Genomic DNA, 19,847 nt, shown 5'->3' on the forward strand with positions numbered 1-19,847 from the left:
CTTCGAGGTTTTTTACTATCATATATTAAGAAGAAAGAAAGACTAAGCTGAATTTCTACTAGCGTTTATATTACCAAATAAGGATCTCGTAACAATCTTTTCAAAAATTTGAATTTGAGCCTCATCTTTTACTTTTTCTTTTTGAAGTTCTTGCAACTTTTTAAGTGCATACTGCTGAATAGTCAACAGAGGCAACACAATAGACTCTCTAACTTCAATTGAAGCCTTACCAGACGGTTCATTTTCCATTAAAGTTTTATATCCTGTAAGCTTTAACAACAGCCTCTTAGTGGTTTCATATTCTTGATAAATAATTTTCCAAAACTCTCCAAACTCCTCGTCTTCTGCCATATATTTTGTTAAATCAAAAAACGATTTAGATAATGACATCATACTGTTTTCGATAAGAGTTTTGAAAAAGCTAGACTCATTGTACAGTTTCTTTACTTTATCAAACTCATCATTATCTTCATAGTGCTTCAAAGCTGTACCAACCCCAAAAAATCCAGGAACATTTTGCTTTAACTGACTCCAAGAACCTACAAACGGAATTGCTCTCAAGTCTGAAAACACCAAAGCATCAGATTTTCCTCTTTTTGAAGGTCTACTTCCAATATTGGTTTTGGCGTAATATTTTAAAGTACTCATACGCTCCAAATAAGGAATAAACATTGGATGACCTTTAAAATCCATATAAGTTTTTAGGCTTATTTTTGCCAAATCATCCATTACTGCTGTATTCGCCTCAGATAACAAATTGTTCTTCTCGTTCATTCTGTTATAAATACCAGAACTTATCAATTGCTCTAAGTTGTATTGTGACGAATCTAAGGTTCCAAAATTTGAACTTATGGTTTGCCCTTGTATAGTCAACTGCACTTCTTTATCTTCAATTGTTGGACCTAAAGATGCATAAAACTGATGTGTTTTACCACCACCTCTAGCAGGTGGACCTCCTCTACCATCAAAGAAAATAACCGTAACATCATACTTTCTAGAGACCTTAGTTAATCGCTCTTTTGCCTTAAAGATTGCCCAATTTGCCATAAGATAACCACCATCTTTAGTTCCATCAGAAAACCCTAACATAATCGTTTGTTTATTACCTCTAGATTTTAAATGTGCTTTGTAAGCTGGGTTAGTATACAATTCTTCCATTACCAAATGCGCATTTTCTAAATCTGTAATGGTTTCAAATAGAGGACCAATATCTACAGTAAGCTTATCTTGAAATGCCACCAACTTTAACATGGCGTATAGCTGCATCACATTTAGAGTAGTTTGGTTATTACTGATAATGTATCGGTTTGCGGCACTTTCGCCATTATTATCTTGAATTTCTTTTATTGCTTTAATGGTATTTAAAGTCTTTAGCACTTCTTCATCTTCAAACAAGCCTAAATCGACACTTCCTTCAACTTTAGAAAGCACTTCAACTTGCTTTTCAGGAGACAACGTATTATAATCTTGTGGAAAAATAGCACTACCACTTTCAATAAGCCTATCCACCATTGCAGTAAACACCTTATCATGTGCTCTACTATCCTGTCTTATATCCAAGTTAGCAAAGTGAAAACCGAAAAGATGCGTTTTATTGATAAGACTAATTACATCTTTTTCATATAGAGACTGGTGCTCTTTATTTAAAATGTTTTTGATGTCTTTAAGTTCAGACACAAACTCATCTAACTGAATGATAGACTTTGAATCAGCATCAACAAACGCATTATATAACCTATGTTCTAAACTTGTGATTTTATCTTCAACATCCTTAAATGTTAGTTTTCTTCTCAACTTTCTTACATCTCTGTAATAGTTTTTAAGCACTGTTTGCTTTAAACGTTTTGCAACTTGTTTCGTAATTTCTGGAGTCACAAATGGGTTACCATCTCTATCACCACCAGGCCAAAAGCCAATATTTATAATATCGTTTTTAACAGGTTTATCATCAAAAATATTCTGTTGAATATAATCGAAAATTGTTCCAAAGGAATGATAGAACACGTTTTCTAAATACCATATTAAACTTACAGCCTCATCATAAGGTGTTGGTTTTTTATGTTTAAAGAAAGGTGTTTTACCTAGTTGCGCCAACAAATCATTAATCAACAACAAATCGTTGTTTTTAATAGCCGCAGACAAATCGGTAATAATCCCTAAAACCGAACCTGGATAAAACTGCGTAGGATGCGCAGTTAGCACTATTCTCACTTTAAATTCTTCGAGGTATTTTTGAAGCATCTCAGCATTATGCTCTGACACTACCGATTCTTTCAAACTTCTCAGCGTACCAATACCATCCATATTATTCACAATTGGAAACGCTGCGTCTTCAATAGCATCAAAAAGCACCACTTGCCTCTCAATGTATTGTATAAACCTAAAAAGCAAGTTTATTTGGCTTTCGTGCGAGCGTCTCGCTTGATATTTTTTAAAAAAAGTATCTACAATGGTTGTTGGGTTATCTCCATTTTCAAAGCCCTTTTTACAGGTTTCATGAAACAGAGGTAACAAAACACCTGTTTTTGAAATAGCATCAAACGGCAAAGTCATAAATATACTATTGTATATCTGATACTTAGAGAGTACATTTTGCTTAAATCGGGTTAATTTAGGTGGTGTAGACATAATTTTAAATCTTATAAATGGTAACTATAAAAATACTCAAGCTAGAGCAAAAGACAAGAGCCTTTTCTGAATTTTGCAGAATTATGAATTAAAAGCTATTAAACTGAAAATTATTTTTTAAAATCGAGATTCTATTCCATTTTTCTGAAAACCATTATTCATCAATAATGTACCACCTTTTAATTAAATGAATAAAAACCAAAGGTTTCTTTTTTAGACAAAGCGTTTTGCCATTATAATTTTATCTGTACATTTGTAGCCAAATTTAGAGGAGAGATTTGACTGATTGCAACCTCATTAAAAAATGCTAAAGGACAGTGTAAACTTCCTTTGACGCTTTCGTCAAATCCCTTCGTAATATTACATTTATTATTTATGGCGTATTTATTTACATCTGAAAGTGTATCAGAAGGACATCCAGATAAAGTAGCAGACCAAATTAGCGACGCACTAATAGACAACTTTTTAGCTTTTGACCCTGAGTCTAAAGTAGCTTGCGAAACCTTAGTAACCACAGGACAAGTAGTACTTGCTGGTGAAGTAAAATCGAATATTTATTTAGATGTTCAAAAAATAGCAAGAGATACTATTAATGCTATTGGCTACACTAAAGGCGAATACATGTTTGACGGAAATTCTTGTGGTGTTTTATCTGCTATTCATGAGCAATCAGATGACATCAACAGAGGTGTTGACAGAGCTTCTAAAGAAGAACAAGGTGCTGGTGACCAAGGAATGATGTTTGGTTACGCAACAAGAGAAACTGAAAACTTTATGCCTCTTGCTTTAGATTTATCTCACCGAATACTAAAAGAACTTGCTGATTTAAGAAGAGAACAAAAAGACATCACCTATTTAAGACCAGACTCTAAAAGTCAGGTTACCATTGAATATAGTGATGACAATATACCTCAACGTATAGACTCTATAGTGATATCTACACAGCATGACGATTTTGATAATGACGAAGCAATGCTTTCAAAAATAAGGAAAGATATTATCGATATCCTGATTCCTAGAGTTATTTCAAAATTACCAGAAAACATTCAAGCCTTGTTTAATGATGACATTACTTACCACATTAACCCAACTGGTAAATTTGTTATTGGTGGACCACATGGTGACACTGGTTTAACAGGACGAAAAATTATTGTTGACACTTATGGTGGAAAAGGTGCCCATGGTGGTGGTGCTTTTAGTGGAAAAGACCCAAGTAAAGTAGACAGAAGTGCAGCTTATGCAACCAGACACATTGCCAAAAACCTAGTTGCAGCTGGTGTTTGCGATGAAGTTTTAGTGCAAGTAAGTTATGCTATTGGAGTGGTTGAACCTATGGGAATTTTCATTGACACTTACGGTACTTGTCCGTTTAATATGACTGACGGAGAAATTGCCAATAAGGTTTCTGAAATTTTTGATATGCGTCCTGCTGCCATTGAATCTCGATTAAAACTAAGACAACCAATGTATAGTGAAACAGCTGCTTATGGACACATGGGACGAACTCCTGAAACTGTTTCCAAAACCTTTGAACAACCAAATGGTGAACCAATTACAGTTGATGTTGAATTGTTTACTTGGGAAAAACTTGATTATGTAGACAAAGTTAAAACTGCTTTTGGCTTATAAACTATAACATATATTGAAGCTCAAAAAAAACCTCATAATTAAATTATGAGGTTTTATTAATCTATTTTCAAGCTCTCAATAGGAACTCTCGTTAATTCTACATCTTCTTTATTTGTAGCATAAGACACATAAAGGTAATTATTCCAAATTACGCTTTTAGGGTAGCTATAACCTACTCGTTTATATTTCCCTTCAAATCGCATAGGTTGTAAATCAGATTCGTTTCCGCTACGCAGCAAAAAGGCTTTATCAAACAAAAAACCGTCTTCACTAAGTGTTACAACCAACGGAATTCTTGTTTTGCTTCCTGAAGGATTATTCACCATAAACGCAGTTCCATCTGGTAAATTACCTGCACTCTGTTTTGCTCTAGAGTCAGGAGTATCAACCAATTGAGGCATCGTCCATGTTACTCCATTATCATAACTTACTGATGCCAGTTTTTTAAACGTACTTTCTTGATCCCTAAACACCATAACTATAGCTTTGTCCTTTTTCCTGTAAAACCAACTAGGTTCAATTGCTCTACTCATATTTTTATCAGAAGGCAAATTTTTCATCTTTCCTGCTTGCCAACCAGATATTCCTAAAGGGTCATCAGTATAAAAAGGTGTGATTTTTAAACCAGGTTGCATATGAAAAGCAGTTACAACTCTTCTATTAGGCACTGCATGCACATCTTGCTCAATGATTCCTAAAATAGGATTCCCTAATTTGTCTGTAACTTTTTGAGAAGTTGACCAATCTACTCCATTACTTGAAGTCATGTACTCTGTATAACCTTGTTTAGGATTAGCTTCGTCTTTTGGCCATACACAAATGTAAGCCACAAGAGTTTCTCCATTACTCCACCAACCTCCACTTGTAGTGATTTTTGAGTTAGATGTTGATGTTAATGCAATAGGCTTGCTCCAAATTTTTCCGTCATAACTTCTAGAATAAAACACTTGAGTATCTTCTCCATCTTCATCTACTGAAGAACTCTGCCATTGTGCATAGAACATGTGCTTAAAAGGAAATAATACCACTCCATGATTGTATTTATTGTCGTTCTCTGTAGGTGAAAAAATAGTAACTGTTTCTTTATTTTTAGCCTCAGTAAGCCCAAGTGTATTGGGTTGGTTACTATCAAAAAGATTTGCTACATGAAAAGGTGCTGCTACTTCTTTTTCCTTACAGGTCAAAACCAACAAAGAAGCAACAACTAACGTATATACTTTTAATTTAGATTTAATCATCTAAACCTCCTCTTCGTTTGGGTGAACGTTGCTCAGGCCATATTTTTTGCTCTCCTGTTCTTGGGTCAATAGGCAATACAATTTTTTCTCTAGAAGCTAGATTAGGATCTTCTGATGCCATATAAGCCATAATTGCAGTTAGAATGACATTACTTCTAACATCATCAAAAACGATTTTATCATAAGTATCTCTGTTGGTATGCCATGTATATTTTCGGTATGACCAATCTAAAGCACTCAAATAAAATGCAGGAACACCAGCCGCCACAAAAGATGCATTATCTGAGCCTCCACTACTAGGCGAACCAGGGAAATCGGTTTTTATTTGGTTTTTTATTTCCCTTGGAACAGGATACATCCATCTTGAAATATAGTCGTATGCATTTAAATATCCAGCACCAGAAATTTCTATAACGCGACCTGTACCATTATCCTGATTAAAAACAGCTTGTACATGTTCTACAATTTCAGGATGGTCTTCAACAAACGCTCTTGATCCGTTAAGACCTTGTTCTTCACTTCCCCAATGTCCAACTAAAATAGTGCGTTTTGGATTAGGGTATACTTTTTTAAGGATTCGCATCACTTCCATCATTAAAATAGTACCTGTACCATTATCGGTTGCTCCTGTTGCGCCATCCCAAGAATCTAAATGCGCTGAAAGAATAACATATTCGTTTGGTAATTCTTTTCCTTCTATTTTACCTATAGTGTTAAAAGTTGGCACTACTCCTAAATCTTTGGATTGTGCAACAACTTTTAAAGTTGGCGTATTACCACTCTCAGCAAGTCTGTAAAGCATTGTGTAATCTTCCATTTCAATATCTAAAGTTGGGATATTCTCAGTACGCGAACTAAAAATTCTATTCACACCAAACCCTTTAGACCAATATGAAGACAATATTCCTGCTGCTCCTGCATCTTCAAAAGCTTTAATAATACCTCTTCGACCATAACCTGTTCTTGCTATATTTTGCAACCATTCTTTAGTCAATGAATCACGTTGCTGCTTCATGCGTTCATAGGATGTTTCGGTTGCAAATTCTTCCCAATTTTCATCTGGTCGTCCTGTAATTTGTTTCATAGAAGTTAGTACAAACTTCCCTTTTACATTTGGCAACCATTTTACAAAATCTAAAGAATCTTTAATTCTAGGTATAGCAATTACCTCAGCCGTAATACCTTCTTGTGGTGTACTTGGACTCCAAGCTAACTGCATTCCTTCTAACGACTGCACTCTTGGTGATACCATATCTACGTGAGTAATGCCTCTTTCCCAAGCTTTCCATTCTCCCCATTGTTCGTTTTCTGCAGAAATTCCCCAATCATCATAGGTATCAACCACCCAATCATTGGCTTGTTTCATTTGAGGTGTCCCAACCAATCTTGGACCAATTACATCTAATAGATGGTGTGCTAAGGATTCTAATTGTGAATTTTCATTTGCTTCTTTAATAATGTCCTCAACTACTTTGTTTTCCTCTTTATTTTGAGAATACACTGAAAACGTCATTAAAAACAAGGCTAGAAAAGTATTTCTAATTATTTTATTTGAAATCATACATTTATGGATTTGCTATTAATTTTAAGAAACGTAAGTTAAAACTATTTTTAAAATTGAGCCTCTAAATAAACGTTAAGACTGGAGAGAAACTAGTAAGTTTTTATGGAAGATTAACTGCGTTGATACTGCAAAGCTACGCTTTGAAAACACAAAGACCCACAAAACAAAAAAGCAAGCTTTATGTTTTGCTTGCTCTTTGTATTTATTCGTGGGGAGAGCAGGATTCGAACCTGCGAAGTTAAAAAACAACAGATTTACAGTCTGTCCTCGTTGGCCGCTTGAGTATCTCCCCAAAACCGTTGGCAAATATATTATTGTTTTTGTTCTGAACAAACAATAATTTATCAATTTGTAAAAAATATTACTTTTTACAACTCATATTGCAATCTAAAAGTTATAAAACGCGGTTGAATAAACGTTTCAGAACTGAATACCGAAATACTTCCTGCTCCATTGCTAACATTAGAATCGATATCTAATAAGTTTGAAGCTATTAGTGAGTATTCCCATTTAGCATCTCTGTCTTTTCTATAGCGTAATGAAGCATTCCAAGTTCTAAAAACATCTTTTTGTCCTTCGCCATTATCTTGTTCGTTATAGGTAAAGTCTGATAAAAACGATACCGAATTCCAGATATAAGCATCAAACTCGATAGAAGGTGCATTTGTGGTGTAAGTTACACTATTTGTTCCTTGGTTATTTTTAGACACACTATATGCATACCTAAACGATACGTTTGGCGCTTCTCTAAAGTTTGTTCTAATTTCTGGAGTATAGCTTTGTGAAAAACTCTCATTTACAGATTGAGTTCCTTGAACAAATTGGTTGTTTTTACTGTAATTAAAATTTGCTCTTAAACTTGCTCTTACTTTACCAAAGGTACGTTGCACTCTACCAAAAAGAGATGCGCTTTCGTCAGCAAATCCAGAATTGAAATAAGTACTTGTTCTAATTACATTTTCAAAATTGGTTAATGAACGTATTTGATCTATGTTTTTACTATAATTTGCTCCAGCAAACACATTGGTATAATTAAACAAATTGAAACTATGATAAAACAAACTCAAATTGTGCGAAAGGGCATTTTGCAATTCTGCATTACCATAATTAATACTATTGTAATTGTTAAGCACTAATCCTTCTGCTATATTAGTAACATCAGTAAACGATGTATTCATTCGGTAATTAAAGGTTAAGCTTTCACTCTTTTTAAATTGAATTCTGGTTTCAAAATCTGGTAAAACCATAAAGAAATTATCGTCAAATAAGGTTTCACCAGCTTGTGTGTTTTTATTACTGTATGCATGTAACGACAGTCCTGGAGTAAAGGTAAATTTCCCTGATTTTAACCTATAATGTACTCCAAGATAAATATCAGAAAAATTATACTCTACATCATTTATTGCAGTCAGCATATTACCCTCTGCATCAGTAACCTGAGGTGTTGGGTCTAACTGTGATCCGTCATCTAAAAACTGAAAGATATTAGAATTGAACTTTTGATTACTTAAAATCGTTCCTAAGGTAAAGTTGATGTTACTTTTTGAATTTAAAATATTGTAGTAATCCAATTTAGCATCTAATTGGTTGGATTTTACACGACGGTCTTGATTTAAATTATATGAAAACTGGTCTAAATCTAGCCCTAATCCTGATGCTGTAGTATCAAATGCATCTTGATTTTCTTCGTCATCATTGTTTGTTGGATCGTTAACCAATAGCGCATTGTAAAACGGATCTTCGTCCTTTATTAAATGTTGCGCTTCTAGAGCAAAAATATTATTCTCGTTTAACGTGTAGTAGTAGTTAAAATTCTGATTAATACTAAATGGTGAAGCTGTATCAACCTGATCAGTATTACCTACTACAGATGAAAATAAATTTTGGCGCTCTTCATCATCAGAAAAACGTGCCAACACGTCATAATCTAATTGATTATTAACGTTTGGTTGGTATTTAGCGCTAAGCTTTGCCAAAAACTGGTTTGTTGCCTCTCTTCCTGTTTGTACAGTAGCTTCATCTGGAGGAATATTTGCCGACTCGTCTATTGGTGTATTTGGATCGTCTTGAAACTCGATATAGTCTATAAAACTCTCTTCTCTAGTTCGCATTCTAGAACTATTGTAAATAAGAAAACCGCTAAAATCCAATGATTTTTTAGGCGAATAGCTAAAGTTAGTTGCAATAAGTTTTGTAACAACTTCTTGAGCTCTTGAGATATTTGTTAATCCTCCTAATCCATTATCTCCTAAATTAATACTCGTTCCACTAGTTCTACTTGGCATTCTAAAACCACCTCCAAAGTTTCTTAAATCTCTATTAGTTAAAGCAACTTCACCAACATTATTCATATCTCCAATGATGTTGACACTGTATTTTGGACTGTAATAAAATAGTTTTGGCTGCACCAAATACAACTCATCATTAGGTGAAGGTGCAGTACCAGCTCCTAATGTAACATCACCAAACCAAAAATTCTCTTTTCCTTCTTTTAACTTAATGTTGATTGCAACATTATCCTGATTGTTTTGAACACCACTAAGCTGACCAACTTCAGAGTAGTTACGAAGTACTTGAACTTTATCTACTGCATTAGAAGGAATATTTTTGGTCGCTAATTTTGTGTCGCCATCAAAAAAATCTTTTCCATTTACCATTAATTTACTTACTTCTTTACCTTCAACCTCAATGGTTCCGTCGTCATTAACCTCAACTCCAGGAAGCTTTTTAAGGACATCTTCTAGCTTCCGTTCGGTTCCATTTTTAAAGGAATCAGCATTATAAACTAGTGTATCTCCTTTGACTGTTACTGGCATTTCGTAAACCAATTCAACCGCATCTAAACTATTATCAACTTTTAAAGTGAAGTCTTTTTTTAAATCGGCTTCTTTAGTGTTCAACAGCTCTTCGTAAGTTTTCATTCCAATGTAACTCACCTGAATTTTGTATGCCGAATTTTTATCTAACGAAAGTTTAAAAAGTCCTTTATCATTAGTTACAGCATAAGACTCCAAAATTTTTGTTTCTTGATTAATTGCAACAACATTAGCAAGTTCAAGCGGAGTTCCTATACTGTCTTTTACTACACCTTCTACTTTTATTTGAGCAAAGGAATTGCTTGCTGCTAAGAGCAGCATGAACATAAAGATTTTTTTCATTTGATTTTTTAGTTGGGATTATTTAAAAGTGAATTGATTAGAAACGTCTGTTACCACGACCTCCTCTGCCTCCATACATTTCGCGCATTTCTTCAATTTTATCTTTCATGATTTGGTTGTACTCTTCTCTTGTTACTTCTTTACCTTTTGAAGGCATTTTAATCTCTTCTTTTTCTTCAGGATTCATTACAATTTTAGAACACAATATTGTTGTTCTACCTGCATTAACTTCAAGAATTAAACCTGGTAATCCCCAATATTCTCCTGGACCTTGGTTTACTGGGATTTGTGGTGTATACCAAGCTGTAATGGTTATTTCTTTTGGCACTTCCAACTCACTCATTGGATCATCTCTATCTACTGAATCTTTAGATTTTTCTGCTTTTTCCTTTTCGTCATTGTCTCTATCTCTTCGTCTTCGCATATTCATAAAATCCATTTCATCTACTTTTTTTACAGCTGTAGCTTTATAACAAGTGTATTGACCAATTTGCTTGGTTTCTCCCTCCATTTTCCACTCTAGAGTTTCAAGCTCATCAACAACTAAAAACTGTTTTCCAAAAAACTCCTGTTCTTGTAAAAGCTTAGATTCCTTCACATTTTTGTATTGCGGACCACCTGTAAAACTACTCATCATTCCTCTCCATGGACCTCCTCCTGAACCTGGTGTTTCTAGCTTTTCTTCTTCTTTATATGTAGACTCTGTTCTATTAAAGGTTAGTATAAAGGTTTTTTCGAGCATGCTTCTCATACGCTCAGTAATCATCTTTTTTTGTTCTTCGCTCATTTGTCGACCTCCAAAATTATCCATGTCGACTGTAGTCTTGGATTGATAGATTGCTTTACCTTGAAATTCTTGAGCTAAAAGCGTGTTACTGAATAGTGTAATTAATACAACACAAAGTTTAATTGAGATTGATTTCATTGTTTTAAGTCTAAAGAGTCTGTGTTAAAAATACAGTTTTAACTATTGTTAGACATCTAAAACAATTGAAAGTTTAATTGTAAAATGTTAAAATCCAATAAAAACTAACCTCCTATTCTTATCTCAATCTCTTGTCCATCACCTTTTCCTCTTCTTGGGCTATAACGTTCTTTCATCTCTTCCATTTTCTTTTCCATAATTTTATCAAACTCTTCTTTAGTCACTTTTTTACCTTTTTTAGGCTCAGTGATTTCAACTTCATTTTTTGGATTGAGCACTATTTTACTACAAATGACAGTTTCTGATCCATCGTTTACCTCAAGAATTAAACCTGGAAGTCCATAATAGTTACCTGGACCGTTGTTTATAGGAATTTGAGGCGTATACCATGCTGTAATAGTTATGGTTTCCATTTCAGGTTCTTTTTCTTCATCTAAATCTTTATCACCATTAACGCTAATACCTCCAACAATTTTTGGTCGCTCGCGAGTTATGGTTGCTTTATAGCAAGTGTATTCGCCAATGTTTTTAGTCTCTGAGCCAAATTGCCAATCAAGTTTTTTTAGCTCGTCTTTTATCAAAAAGATTTTTCCAAACACATCATTTTGATTAGTGTAGCGTTCTTCTTTTGTGTTTTTATACAGCACATCTGCTCCTCCTGTGTTTATCATTACTACTTCCATCCCACCAGGTTGTGGAGCTCCAAGCGATTCTTCTTCTTTATAAACCGATTCCTCTTTATTAAACGTAAGTATGTACGTTTTTTCAAACTGCTTTTTAAGCATATCCATCATTTTTTGATGCATTTCAGAGTTTACCTGAGTACTGTCTAGCTTAATATCTACTTTTCGTTTTGACTTGTAGGTTGCAACTCCTGTAAACTCTTGAGCACTTACTTTTGTTACAACCAACATCATAACACAAACCGTAAGCTTAATAAATGTGTTCATTCTATATTCGTTTTTTGATTAATACTTTACAAACTTAAGCCAACCCAAATGAGTATTAAGTTAACCAGTGTTAACGTGTGTTAACCAATTAGTTTTTATCTACTTTAACATTTACTTTTGACCTATGAATGATTCTAGATACCGAATAATATTATACTTCATAGTTACCGTAATACTCAGTACTATTGCGATACAAGTGTATTGGAATTATAAAAACTATTTAGCCAACAAGCAGCAGCTTATTAAAGATGTTCAGGTAAGTTTAGATAAAGCTGTTGATGATTACTATGTTAACCTTGCCGAACAAACCACCATTGGATTTGCTTTTGAAAGCGATTATAAAGAGGACTTTTTTGCCGAAGACCATAAGTTTGATTCCATTTTAAAGCAAATTGATATTACCCAAAAAAAGTTTAAAAACCTTGATAGCCTTAATCTTGAAACTACTGATGGTATTTCTATCTACAGAGGTGCTAATGTAGATTCAATTTTAAATGCAAAATGGGATCACAAAAAGCTGAATTCTATTGACATAAAAAAAGACTCTATAAAAGTAAAAGGGTTTGAATTGCTTACATCTAAAGTTGTTATTTCAATTTCAAATGACACGCTTGATGTTAAAAAAATTGACAGTTTAATAACTACTGACTTATCTCAAAAAAACATCGCTATTGATTACAAACTTGATTTTAATAGAGACAAAACAAAGAAGGCAAAAGACACAATAACCGATTCAAAAAACATTTTAAACGTTGCTTCAAAATCTACATTATTACCTAAAGGAAGCTCTTTAAATTTAAGTTTTGAAAACCAAACAAAGCTTATTTTAAAACGCATTTTTGGTGGTATTTTAATTTCCACATTGTTAATTCTAGCAGTGATAAGCTGCTTGTTTTATTTACTTAAAATCATCAAGCACCAAAAACAATTAGCTGAAGTAAAAAATGACCTAATTAGCAACATTACACACGAATTCAAAACACCTATTGCAACCATTGGTGTTGCACTTGAAAGCATTCAAAACTTTAATGTTATTGAAGATAAAGCTAAAACAAAAACGTATTTAGATTTATCAAACACGCAGCTTTCAAAATTGAACACTATGGTTGAAAAGTTACTAGAAACCGCTACACTTGATAGTGAAAATCTTGAGCTCAACAAAGACACTTATAACATCTCGGAAATTTTGACCACGAGTATTGAAAAACACCAACTTAATAGTGACAAAACCATAACCTTCAATATACCTGAAAACATTTCGGCAAAAATAGATGTGTTCCATTTTGAAAATGCCATCAATAATATTATTGACAATGCTATAAAATATGGTGGAGATACGATTTCAATTTCGCTTGAGCAAAATCATTTTGCGTTTACCATTACTATTTCTGACAATGGAAACACGTTAACCAAAGCTAATAAAGACAAGATTTTTGAGAAATTTTACCGAGTTCCTAAAGGCAACACACATGATGTTAAAGGCTTTGGAATTGGACTGTATTACACCAAGAAAATTGCAGAAAAACATAACGGAACTATTACAGTTGATTTAAAAAATAACATCACCTCATTTAAAATAACATTACCAAATGCCTAAAACCACCATTTTATTAGCCGAAGATGAGCCAGCACTTGGTCAAATTATTAAGGAAAGTCTTGAAACCAGAGACTTTAATGTTATTTTATGTGATAATGGCGAAAAAGCATTTGAAAAATACCAGTCTGAAACTCCCGAAATTTTAGTCTTGGACGTTATGATGCCCAAAAAAGACGGATTTACATTAGCTAAAGACATTAGAGCAATTGATGATACAATTCCTATTATTTTTTTAACTGCCAAATCGCAAACGCAAGATGTTGTTGAGGGTTTTACCATAGGCGGAAATGATTACCTAAAAAAACCGTTTAGCATTGAAGAGCTTATTGTAAGAATTAACAATTTGCTTAACAGAACACAAGTTCAAAAAACTTCAGAAGTATTAAAAATTGGAGATTACACGTTTGATTTCCCAAAGCAAACACTTCAATTTAACGCTGAAGAAAAACTACAACTCACACATAGAGAAGCACATTTACTATTTCATTTAATTAAAAACAAAAACCAGGTTTTAGATAGGTCAATCATCTTGAATAAACTATGGGGAAATGACGATTTTTTCTCTGCAAGAAGCATGGACGTTTTTATCACTAAACTTCGAAAAAAACTATCTAAAGACGACACTATCCAAATCATAAACGTAAGAGGCTTTGGGTATAAACTCATTGGTTAATTTCATTTTCCTATTTTTATAGAAATATTCTCGGTTAACAATAAGTTAATAGAGTATTGTATTAAACTGTTTTCATCTTTTTATGGTAATTTAACTCTATGCAAATAAAATCGAAATTCCTTATTGCTGGAGCAATTATTGCCTTAATAGCCTTGACAAGCATGCAAGGGTATTTAACGTTCAACACCTTTGATCTAAGAAAAAAAAGCTTTGCAGTTGACTCTAGAACCAAAATAGGCGACATAGTAAAAACCAAATATGTTGATTCATTATCGTGGCATTATCGTATGGATTTTGTAGATAAAATCCCTGACTATAAACGAAACCGAATTAGTAAAGAAGAACTCCTCGCAGATTTAAAGTTTTTTGCCAACGACAGGAACGACGAATTTACAGAATACTTTAATAAAGAAGCTGAGCGCTTGGGTTTAAACGAAAATATATTATTTAAAAAAGTAGCATCTTCAATTCAGCTTATTGATGAAAATGGAAACGTCGAAAACCTTCTTATAGAAGACAAAGATTCACCAATATTTTTAATTGGTACTGATTTCCTACTTGAAGAAGGATTACTCATTAATGCTTGGAACTGGACGTTTGACAAAGGGTTTATAAATGACAATCATCAACTAGAATCTGTAACAGTTAAATATAGAGCTAGTATTTACATGAAAATTGTAGATTGGGATAAAATCATTTTTAAACAACTCCTGTTTCTTTTCTTAATTGCATTTTTACTGTTCCTTTTTGTAATATCTCTAGTAACATACTCTATTAGAAACTTATTTAAACATAAGCGCATTTCTGATATTAAAACTGACTTCATCAATAATATTACTCACGAATTAAAAACACCACTTTCAACTTTATCAATTGCCACCAAAACCTTAACCAATAGGTTTGCAAAAGACAATACAGATATTGCTAAAGAATCTATTGACACTATTAACAGACAAAATAAACGTCTTCAAAATTTAATTGATCAGGTAGTAGATAACAGTTTAGGGTATAACGACATTAATTTAAATCTCGAACAAGTTAGTCTGCCAGATTTTATTAATGAAGTGTGCGATGACTTTGCATTAACATTACCTACTAATATTCAATTTTTAAGAGATATTGAAGTTAATGATATCGAAGTTGAAATTGACAAGTTCTTCCTTGGCACAGCCATAATTAATATTTTAAATAATGCCATAAAATTTGATGGCACAGTGCTTAAAATAAAGTATAACATCACTAACAACATGCATACTATTGCAATTTCTGATAATGGCATAGGCATCTCTAAAAAAAATAAAAAACTTATCTTTGATAAATTCTATAGAGTGAGCGAAAAAAACATGCACACCTACAAAGGCTTAGGCTTAGGTCTTTACTATTGTAGTCAAATTGTTAAAGCTCACCATGGAATAATAGACGTTGAAAGCAAAGTAAAAGAAGGCTCAACATTCTATATAAAAATTCCCGTAGAAAATGGAAAAGAGAATTTTATTAGCTGATGATGATATTGATTTTGGCACTACCCTAAAACAATATTTGGAGCTAAATAAGTTTGAAGTTGTTTGGGCAAAAGATGGCTCTGAAGCTTTAGATTTATTTAAAATGCACTCTTTTGACATATGCATTATTGATGTAATGATGCCTAAGCTAGACGGCTTTAAACTCTCAAAAAAACTCAGTAAGAAAAACCCCGAAACACCTTTTTTATTTTTAACTGCTCGTAAAGCTAAAGAAGACCGAATAAAAGGTTTAAGCTTAGGTGCTGATGATTATATTTCAAAACCATTTGATGTTGAAGAACTCATTTTAAGAATAAACAACATCATTAAAAGAACTAACCAGCAACAAACCATTAGCTTAGAGACTGATAAAGAAGAGCCAATTGCTATTGGCAAGTATTTATTTGACAGCAAAAATCTTACATTAAGTATAAATGGTAAAAGCGCTAAGATTACTGAAAAGGAAGCGCAGCTTATTTATTTTTTATTCACTAACAAAAACAAACTTATCCCTAGAGATGATATACTCGCAAAGGTTTGGGGACAAAGCAATTTTTTTTCTGGGAGAAGTATGGATGTATTTATTACAAGGGTAAGAAAACACCTAAAAGAAGACCCTAATATTAGCATTAATAGCGTTAGAGGAGTTGGTCTAGAGTTTGTAATTAAAGATTAAAAAAACAAAAGCCAGCAAACTAAATTACTGGCCTTTTCCATGAAAAAAACTACTTTTTTAGTAAAAAGTATTACGTTTAATTTTTTATAAACTTTTTAATAGCTGTATTTCCGTTTGCATCTTTAAGATTTACAAAATACATTCCATTAGCAAAATTAGATACATCAATAGTTTGTGCACTTAACTGTTGTGACAAGATGTGTTTTCCGTTAATGCTATAAACATCAACTGTCTCAATAGAGCTACCACTTACATGTAATGTGTTTTTTACTGGGTTTGGATATATTTTAACTGAGCTGTTAAAATCATAATCGTTAGTACTTAAAGAAGGATTATCCTCATAAGTAAAATTATCTATGTATAAATTATCAAAAGTTGTTGCAGGGTTGTACTTAAACACAATATAGTTGTCAGATCCAGAATAACTATCAAAGGTCACAGTTTTCTCATCCCATGTATCATCAGTCATATCTGCATCTACAAATGTTTGATATGTAGTATATGTTGAAGCATCAGTAGGATCAGTCATAGTACCAACCTCTAAACCTCCATTGTGATCATCATAAACATGGAAACGAATTTGTTTAGTGCTATCAAAATCAGACAACATAGGAGTAATTAAAAAGATATCTGAAGTTTCATCATTACCACTATACATTCTCACACTAATAGAACCTTCTTGAGCTTGAAAAGTACTGTATCTCACGTATGGGCTTGTTGATGCAGGATTAATTAAACTAGACCAACATGGTTCTATTTCAGCATTGTTAGCATTACCCTCAAAGCCGTTGGTGAAAGTCCCAGATTCTGGCACACATAATGTCGTAAAATAAACTGGTCCAACCCATGGGCTTGTAACATTTGCATCACAATCAGCTCTTACATAAATTTCATAAGCAGTATTATCTGTAAGACTATTAAAATCGCTATTTGAAGTACTAGAAAAAGTTATAACACCTGATGCTGGCTCACCTGTTCCTGCAGGTTGCACAACATACTCCCAACTGTTTTGTCCTCCAAGAAAATTCCAACTAACCTCAACAGAAGCGTCTGTTACATTTTCAGCTACAACATTATACACTTCAGTACAAGCAGGTTGATCTGTAATTGTAACATCATCAATATAAAAAGCAATGCTTGCTCCAGTACCTGCTCCATGCTTAAGCACTACGTACTCATCAGTGCTTGCTGGTAAATTCACAAAATATTGAAGAAAGCTACCTGAGAAACCACCAGTTGTTATTGAAAGTTCAGTTATTTCTTGAAAAGTGTTAGCATCCATAGGATCACTCATAGTACCAACTATTATATTAGCATCAGTATTCTCGCTATTCTTTTTAGCATAAAACTCTAGTCTATGCATACCATCATTAGCAGTAGTATGTTGAGGTAAAATAAGTAACACATTTGCACTAGCATCATTACCTGTATTCATTATAATTGCATTAGCTCCTGAGTTAGCATACGATGTGGAAGTATTTACCTCAACTAGAGGAGACCCAGAAGATGTAACGTTTTTGTTCCAGCAAAAAGGAAAATCAGCATCTGAATATAAATCAAAGTCTTCAGTAAAATTAGTTGTAAATGGCGCGCAAGCGGTTCTTATATCGTAAGGTCCAAACCAAGTGCTATAACCAGAACCATCACTACCTGCAGCATCACAATTAGCTCTAACAAAAATTCTATAAGGACTATTTGGTATAATTGCTTGTCCATCAGAATCCAATGCAATATTATTTGTAAGGGAACTTGTTACTATTGGAGTTTCTAATGCTGGATTAAAGTTTAAACTAGTTTGAACAATTACCATTTCCCATTCCGTTTGCACTTGAATATCTGGAGTAATTTCTAAGTCAAAAGAAACATCGGTAATATTACTTGCCTCTACATCTAGCACCTCAAAACAAGAAGGTTGTGTAGTCACAACTATATTGTCTAAATAAACAATCTTATTAAACGAAGCGGTTGTTTCTGGTTTAAATGCTAAATGACTTGCTGATGCATTTAACGGCACATTTACATAGTAAATTGAATAGTTATTAGTGTTTTCAGAAGAGTTAATTAACGCAAAACTGTTAAGTTCTACAAATGTATTTTCGTCATTAGGGTCAGACATTAAACCAACTTTTATAACAGTTTCATCTGAACCTACTGAGTTTACTTTAGCTGCAAATTCTATTCTATGCATACCATCGGCAATAGTTGTACTCTCAGGAGAAACTAAAAGCATAGTATCATCATTACTCATTTGAATTTCATAGTAATTATCAGGAGAGTATGATTGTGTAGAGCTAGTATTTACTTTAAATGTAGGCTCTGTTCCAGTTGAACTTGAAATTGTTGTCCAGCAATAAGGAGTTACAAGTTCATCTGGCATGCTTTCAAAATTTTCAGAAAAATCATCTACTATACCACAAGCAGTTCTAAAAAATATTGGACCAATCCAATCACTCACACCATCAGTATCACAATCTGATCTCACATAAAACTCATATTCAGTATTATTAGTCAATCCTGGAACGTTAACCGAACTAGACGAAACACTAACAGGTGTAGCTGCGTCAGGATTACCAGTTCCTGGTGATTGCACAACATATTGCCACTCTAAAGCACTTGAGGTCCAGCTAACATTTACTGAAGTTTCATAAGTATCATCCACACTAATAGCACTTGGAGGATAACATGTAATTGCGTTAAAATCTAATTCAATATTCGCTCTGTAGTAATCTAAAATTCCAGAAGGTGGTGACGCAGGATCAGGATTAGTAAAATTATTTCCATAATGCAACACTCTTCCACTAGCTTCTGAAAACCCTAAGTTGTGTGCAATAAAATCTTTAGAGTCATTATCATCTTGATTTTCGTCAACTACTATAACTAAGTTTGCTGTATTTGAGTAACTAAATGGTGTATCCAAAATTATAGACACCTCGTTATTATACACTGTAAATGTGCCTGCAAACACTTGTGTTAAGTTAGCTAAAGGAATCCAATCAGAATTAGAAGCAAAAGTATCATTAGCAGTTTCAGCCATATATACAACTATGTCATTTGAATTTTCTAAAACTCCATCAGTATAATATGTAATTTTTGAAATACTACCAGCTTGATTAATTTCTGACTGCAAATAAATACTCTGTGAGTAAGAATAATTATCGTCAGGATCAATAGGCAATTCTTGAAATGTACTTGTTGTAAGACCACCAAGCGTAACTTCATTAATTGATACCGTTTGTGCATTAGCAAAAAAGCTAAAGAACATAAGGGCAAGAAATAAGTAATTTTTTTTCATTGTATTAGTCTTTTA

General features: G+C 33.3%; 12 protein-coding genes and 1 tRNA gene. 5 read left to right on the forward strand and 8 right to left on the reverse strand.

What is annotated here, in order from left to right; translation table 11 throughout:
- Positions 1–42 precede the first annotated feature (42 nt).
- On the reverse strand, positions 43–2,628 hold the full coding sequence (locus ACQ0RB_RS14515; RefSeq protein ID WP_430499328.1) for a phosphoenolpyruvate carboxylase: 2,586 nt from the start codon (positions 2,626–2,628) through the stop codon (positions 43–45).
- 375 nt (positions 2,629–3,003) lie between these two features.
- Between ACQ0RB_RS14515 and metK the strand changes: the two genes are divergently transcribed.
- On the forward strand, positions 3,004–4,257 hold the full coding sequence (gene metK / locus ACQ0RB_RS14520; RefSeq protein WP_430499330.1) for a methionine adenosyltransferase: 1,254 nt from the start codon (positions 3,004–3,006) through the stop codon (positions 4,255–4,257).
- A 56-nt stretch (positions 4,258–4,313) separates the two neighbouring features.
- Here metK and ACQ0RB_RS14525 read toward each other — a convergent pair whose 3' ends face one another.
- From ACQ0RB_RS14525 to ACQ0RB_RS14550, 6 genes are all read right to left on the reverse strand, one after another.
- The gene (locus ACQ0RB_RS14525) at positions 4,314–5,495 is read right to left on the reverse strand and encodes an exo-alpha-sialidase (RefSeq protein WP_430499332.1); all 1,182 of its coding nucleotides are present in this window, start codon (positions 5,493–5,495) and stop codon (positions 4,314–4,316) included.
- Positions 5,488–7,056, reverse strand: a complete 1,569-nt coding sequence (locus ACQ0RB_RS14530) for a M20/M25/M40 family metallo-hydrolase (protein WP_430499334.1) — start codon at positions 7,054–7,056, stop codon at positions 5,488–5,490. Before ACQ0RB_RS14530 ends, ACQ0RB_RS14525 begins: the two co-directional genes overlap by 8 nt.
- A 212-nt stretch (positions 7,057–7,268) precedes the next feature.
- A tRNA-Tyr gene (locus tag ACQ0RB_RS14535) sits at positions 7,269–7,351 on the reverse strand.
- Positions 7,352–7,427: 76 nt separating this feature from the next.
- Positions 7,428–10,217: a carboxypeptidase regulatory-like domain-containing protein gene (locus tag ACQ0RB_RS14540; protein ID WP_430499336.1), complete on the reverse strand. Its 2,790-nt coding sequence runs from the start codon at positions 10,215–10,217 to the stop codon at positions 7,428–7,430.
- Positions 10,218–10,254: 37 nt separating this feature from the next.
- A complete protein-coding gene (locus ACQ0RB_RS14545; RefSeq protein ID WP_430499338.1) occupies positions 10,255–11,142 on the reverse strand; it encodes a GLPGLI family protein in 888 nt (295 codons plus the stop codon).
- Positions 11,143–11,246: 104 nt separating this feature from the next.
- Entirely contained in the window at positions 11,247–12,092 is an 846-nt protein-coding gene (locus tag ACQ0RB_RS14550; RefSeq protein ID WP_430499340.1) for a GLPGLI family protein, read from the reverse strand.
- A 124-nt stretch (positions 12,093–12,216) separates the two neighbouring features.
- Between ACQ0RB_RS14550 and ACQ0RB_RS14555 the strand changes: the two genes are divergently transcribed.
- From ACQ0RB_RS14555 to ACQ0RB_RS14570, 4 genes are all read left to right on the forward strand, one after another.
- Positions 12,217–13,689 (forward strand): sensor histidine kinase, encoded by a 1,473-nt coding sequence (locus tag ACQ0RB_RS14555; protein ID WP_430499342.1) that lies wholly within the window; start codon positions 12,217–12,219, stop codon positions 13,687–13,689.
- Positions 13,682–14,362: a response regulator transcription factor gene (locus ACQ0RB_RS14560; protein ID WP_430499344.1), complete on the forward strand. Its 681-nt coding sequence runs from the start codon at positions 13,682–13,684 to the stop codon at positions 14,360–14,362. The genes ACQ0RB_RS14555 and ACQ0RB_RS14560 overlap by 8 nt, the downstream gene beginning before the upstream one ends.
- A gap of 98 nt (positions 14,363–14,460) precedes the next feature.
- A complete protein-coding gene (locus tag ACQ0RB_RS14565; protein WP_430499346.1) occupies positions 14,461–15,864 on the forward strand; it encodes a sensor histidine kinase in 1,404 nt (467 codons plus the stop codon).
- Entirely contained in the window at positions 15,839–16,540 is a 702-nt protein-coding gene (locus tag ACQ0RB_RS14570; RefSeq protein WP_131508887.1) for a response regulator transcription factor, read from the forward strand. The genes ACQ0RB_RS14565 and ACQ0RB_RS14570 overlap by 26 nt, the downstream gene beginning before the upstream one ends.
- A 76-nt stretch (positions 16,541–16,616) precedes the next feature.
- On the opposite strand, the gene ACQ0RB_RS14575 is transcribed toward ACQ0RB_RS14570, so the two are convergent.
- The gene (locus tag ACQ0RB_RS14575; protein ID WP_430499348.1) at positions 16,617–19,832 is read right to left on the reverse strand and encodes a choice-of-anchor J domain-containing protein; all 3,216 of its coding nucleotides are present in this window, start codon (positions 19,830–19,832) and stop codon (positions 16,617–16,619) included.
- Between the last annotated feature and the right edge of the window lie 15 nt (positions 19,833–19,847).

The sequence above is a fragment of the Gaetbulibacter sp. PBL-D1 genome (assembly GCF_050509525.1).
GTDB classification, from domain to species: domain Bacteria; phylum Bacteroidota; class Bacteroidia; order Flavobacteriales; family Flavobacteriaceae; genus Gaetbulibacter_B; species Gaetbulibacter_B jejuensis.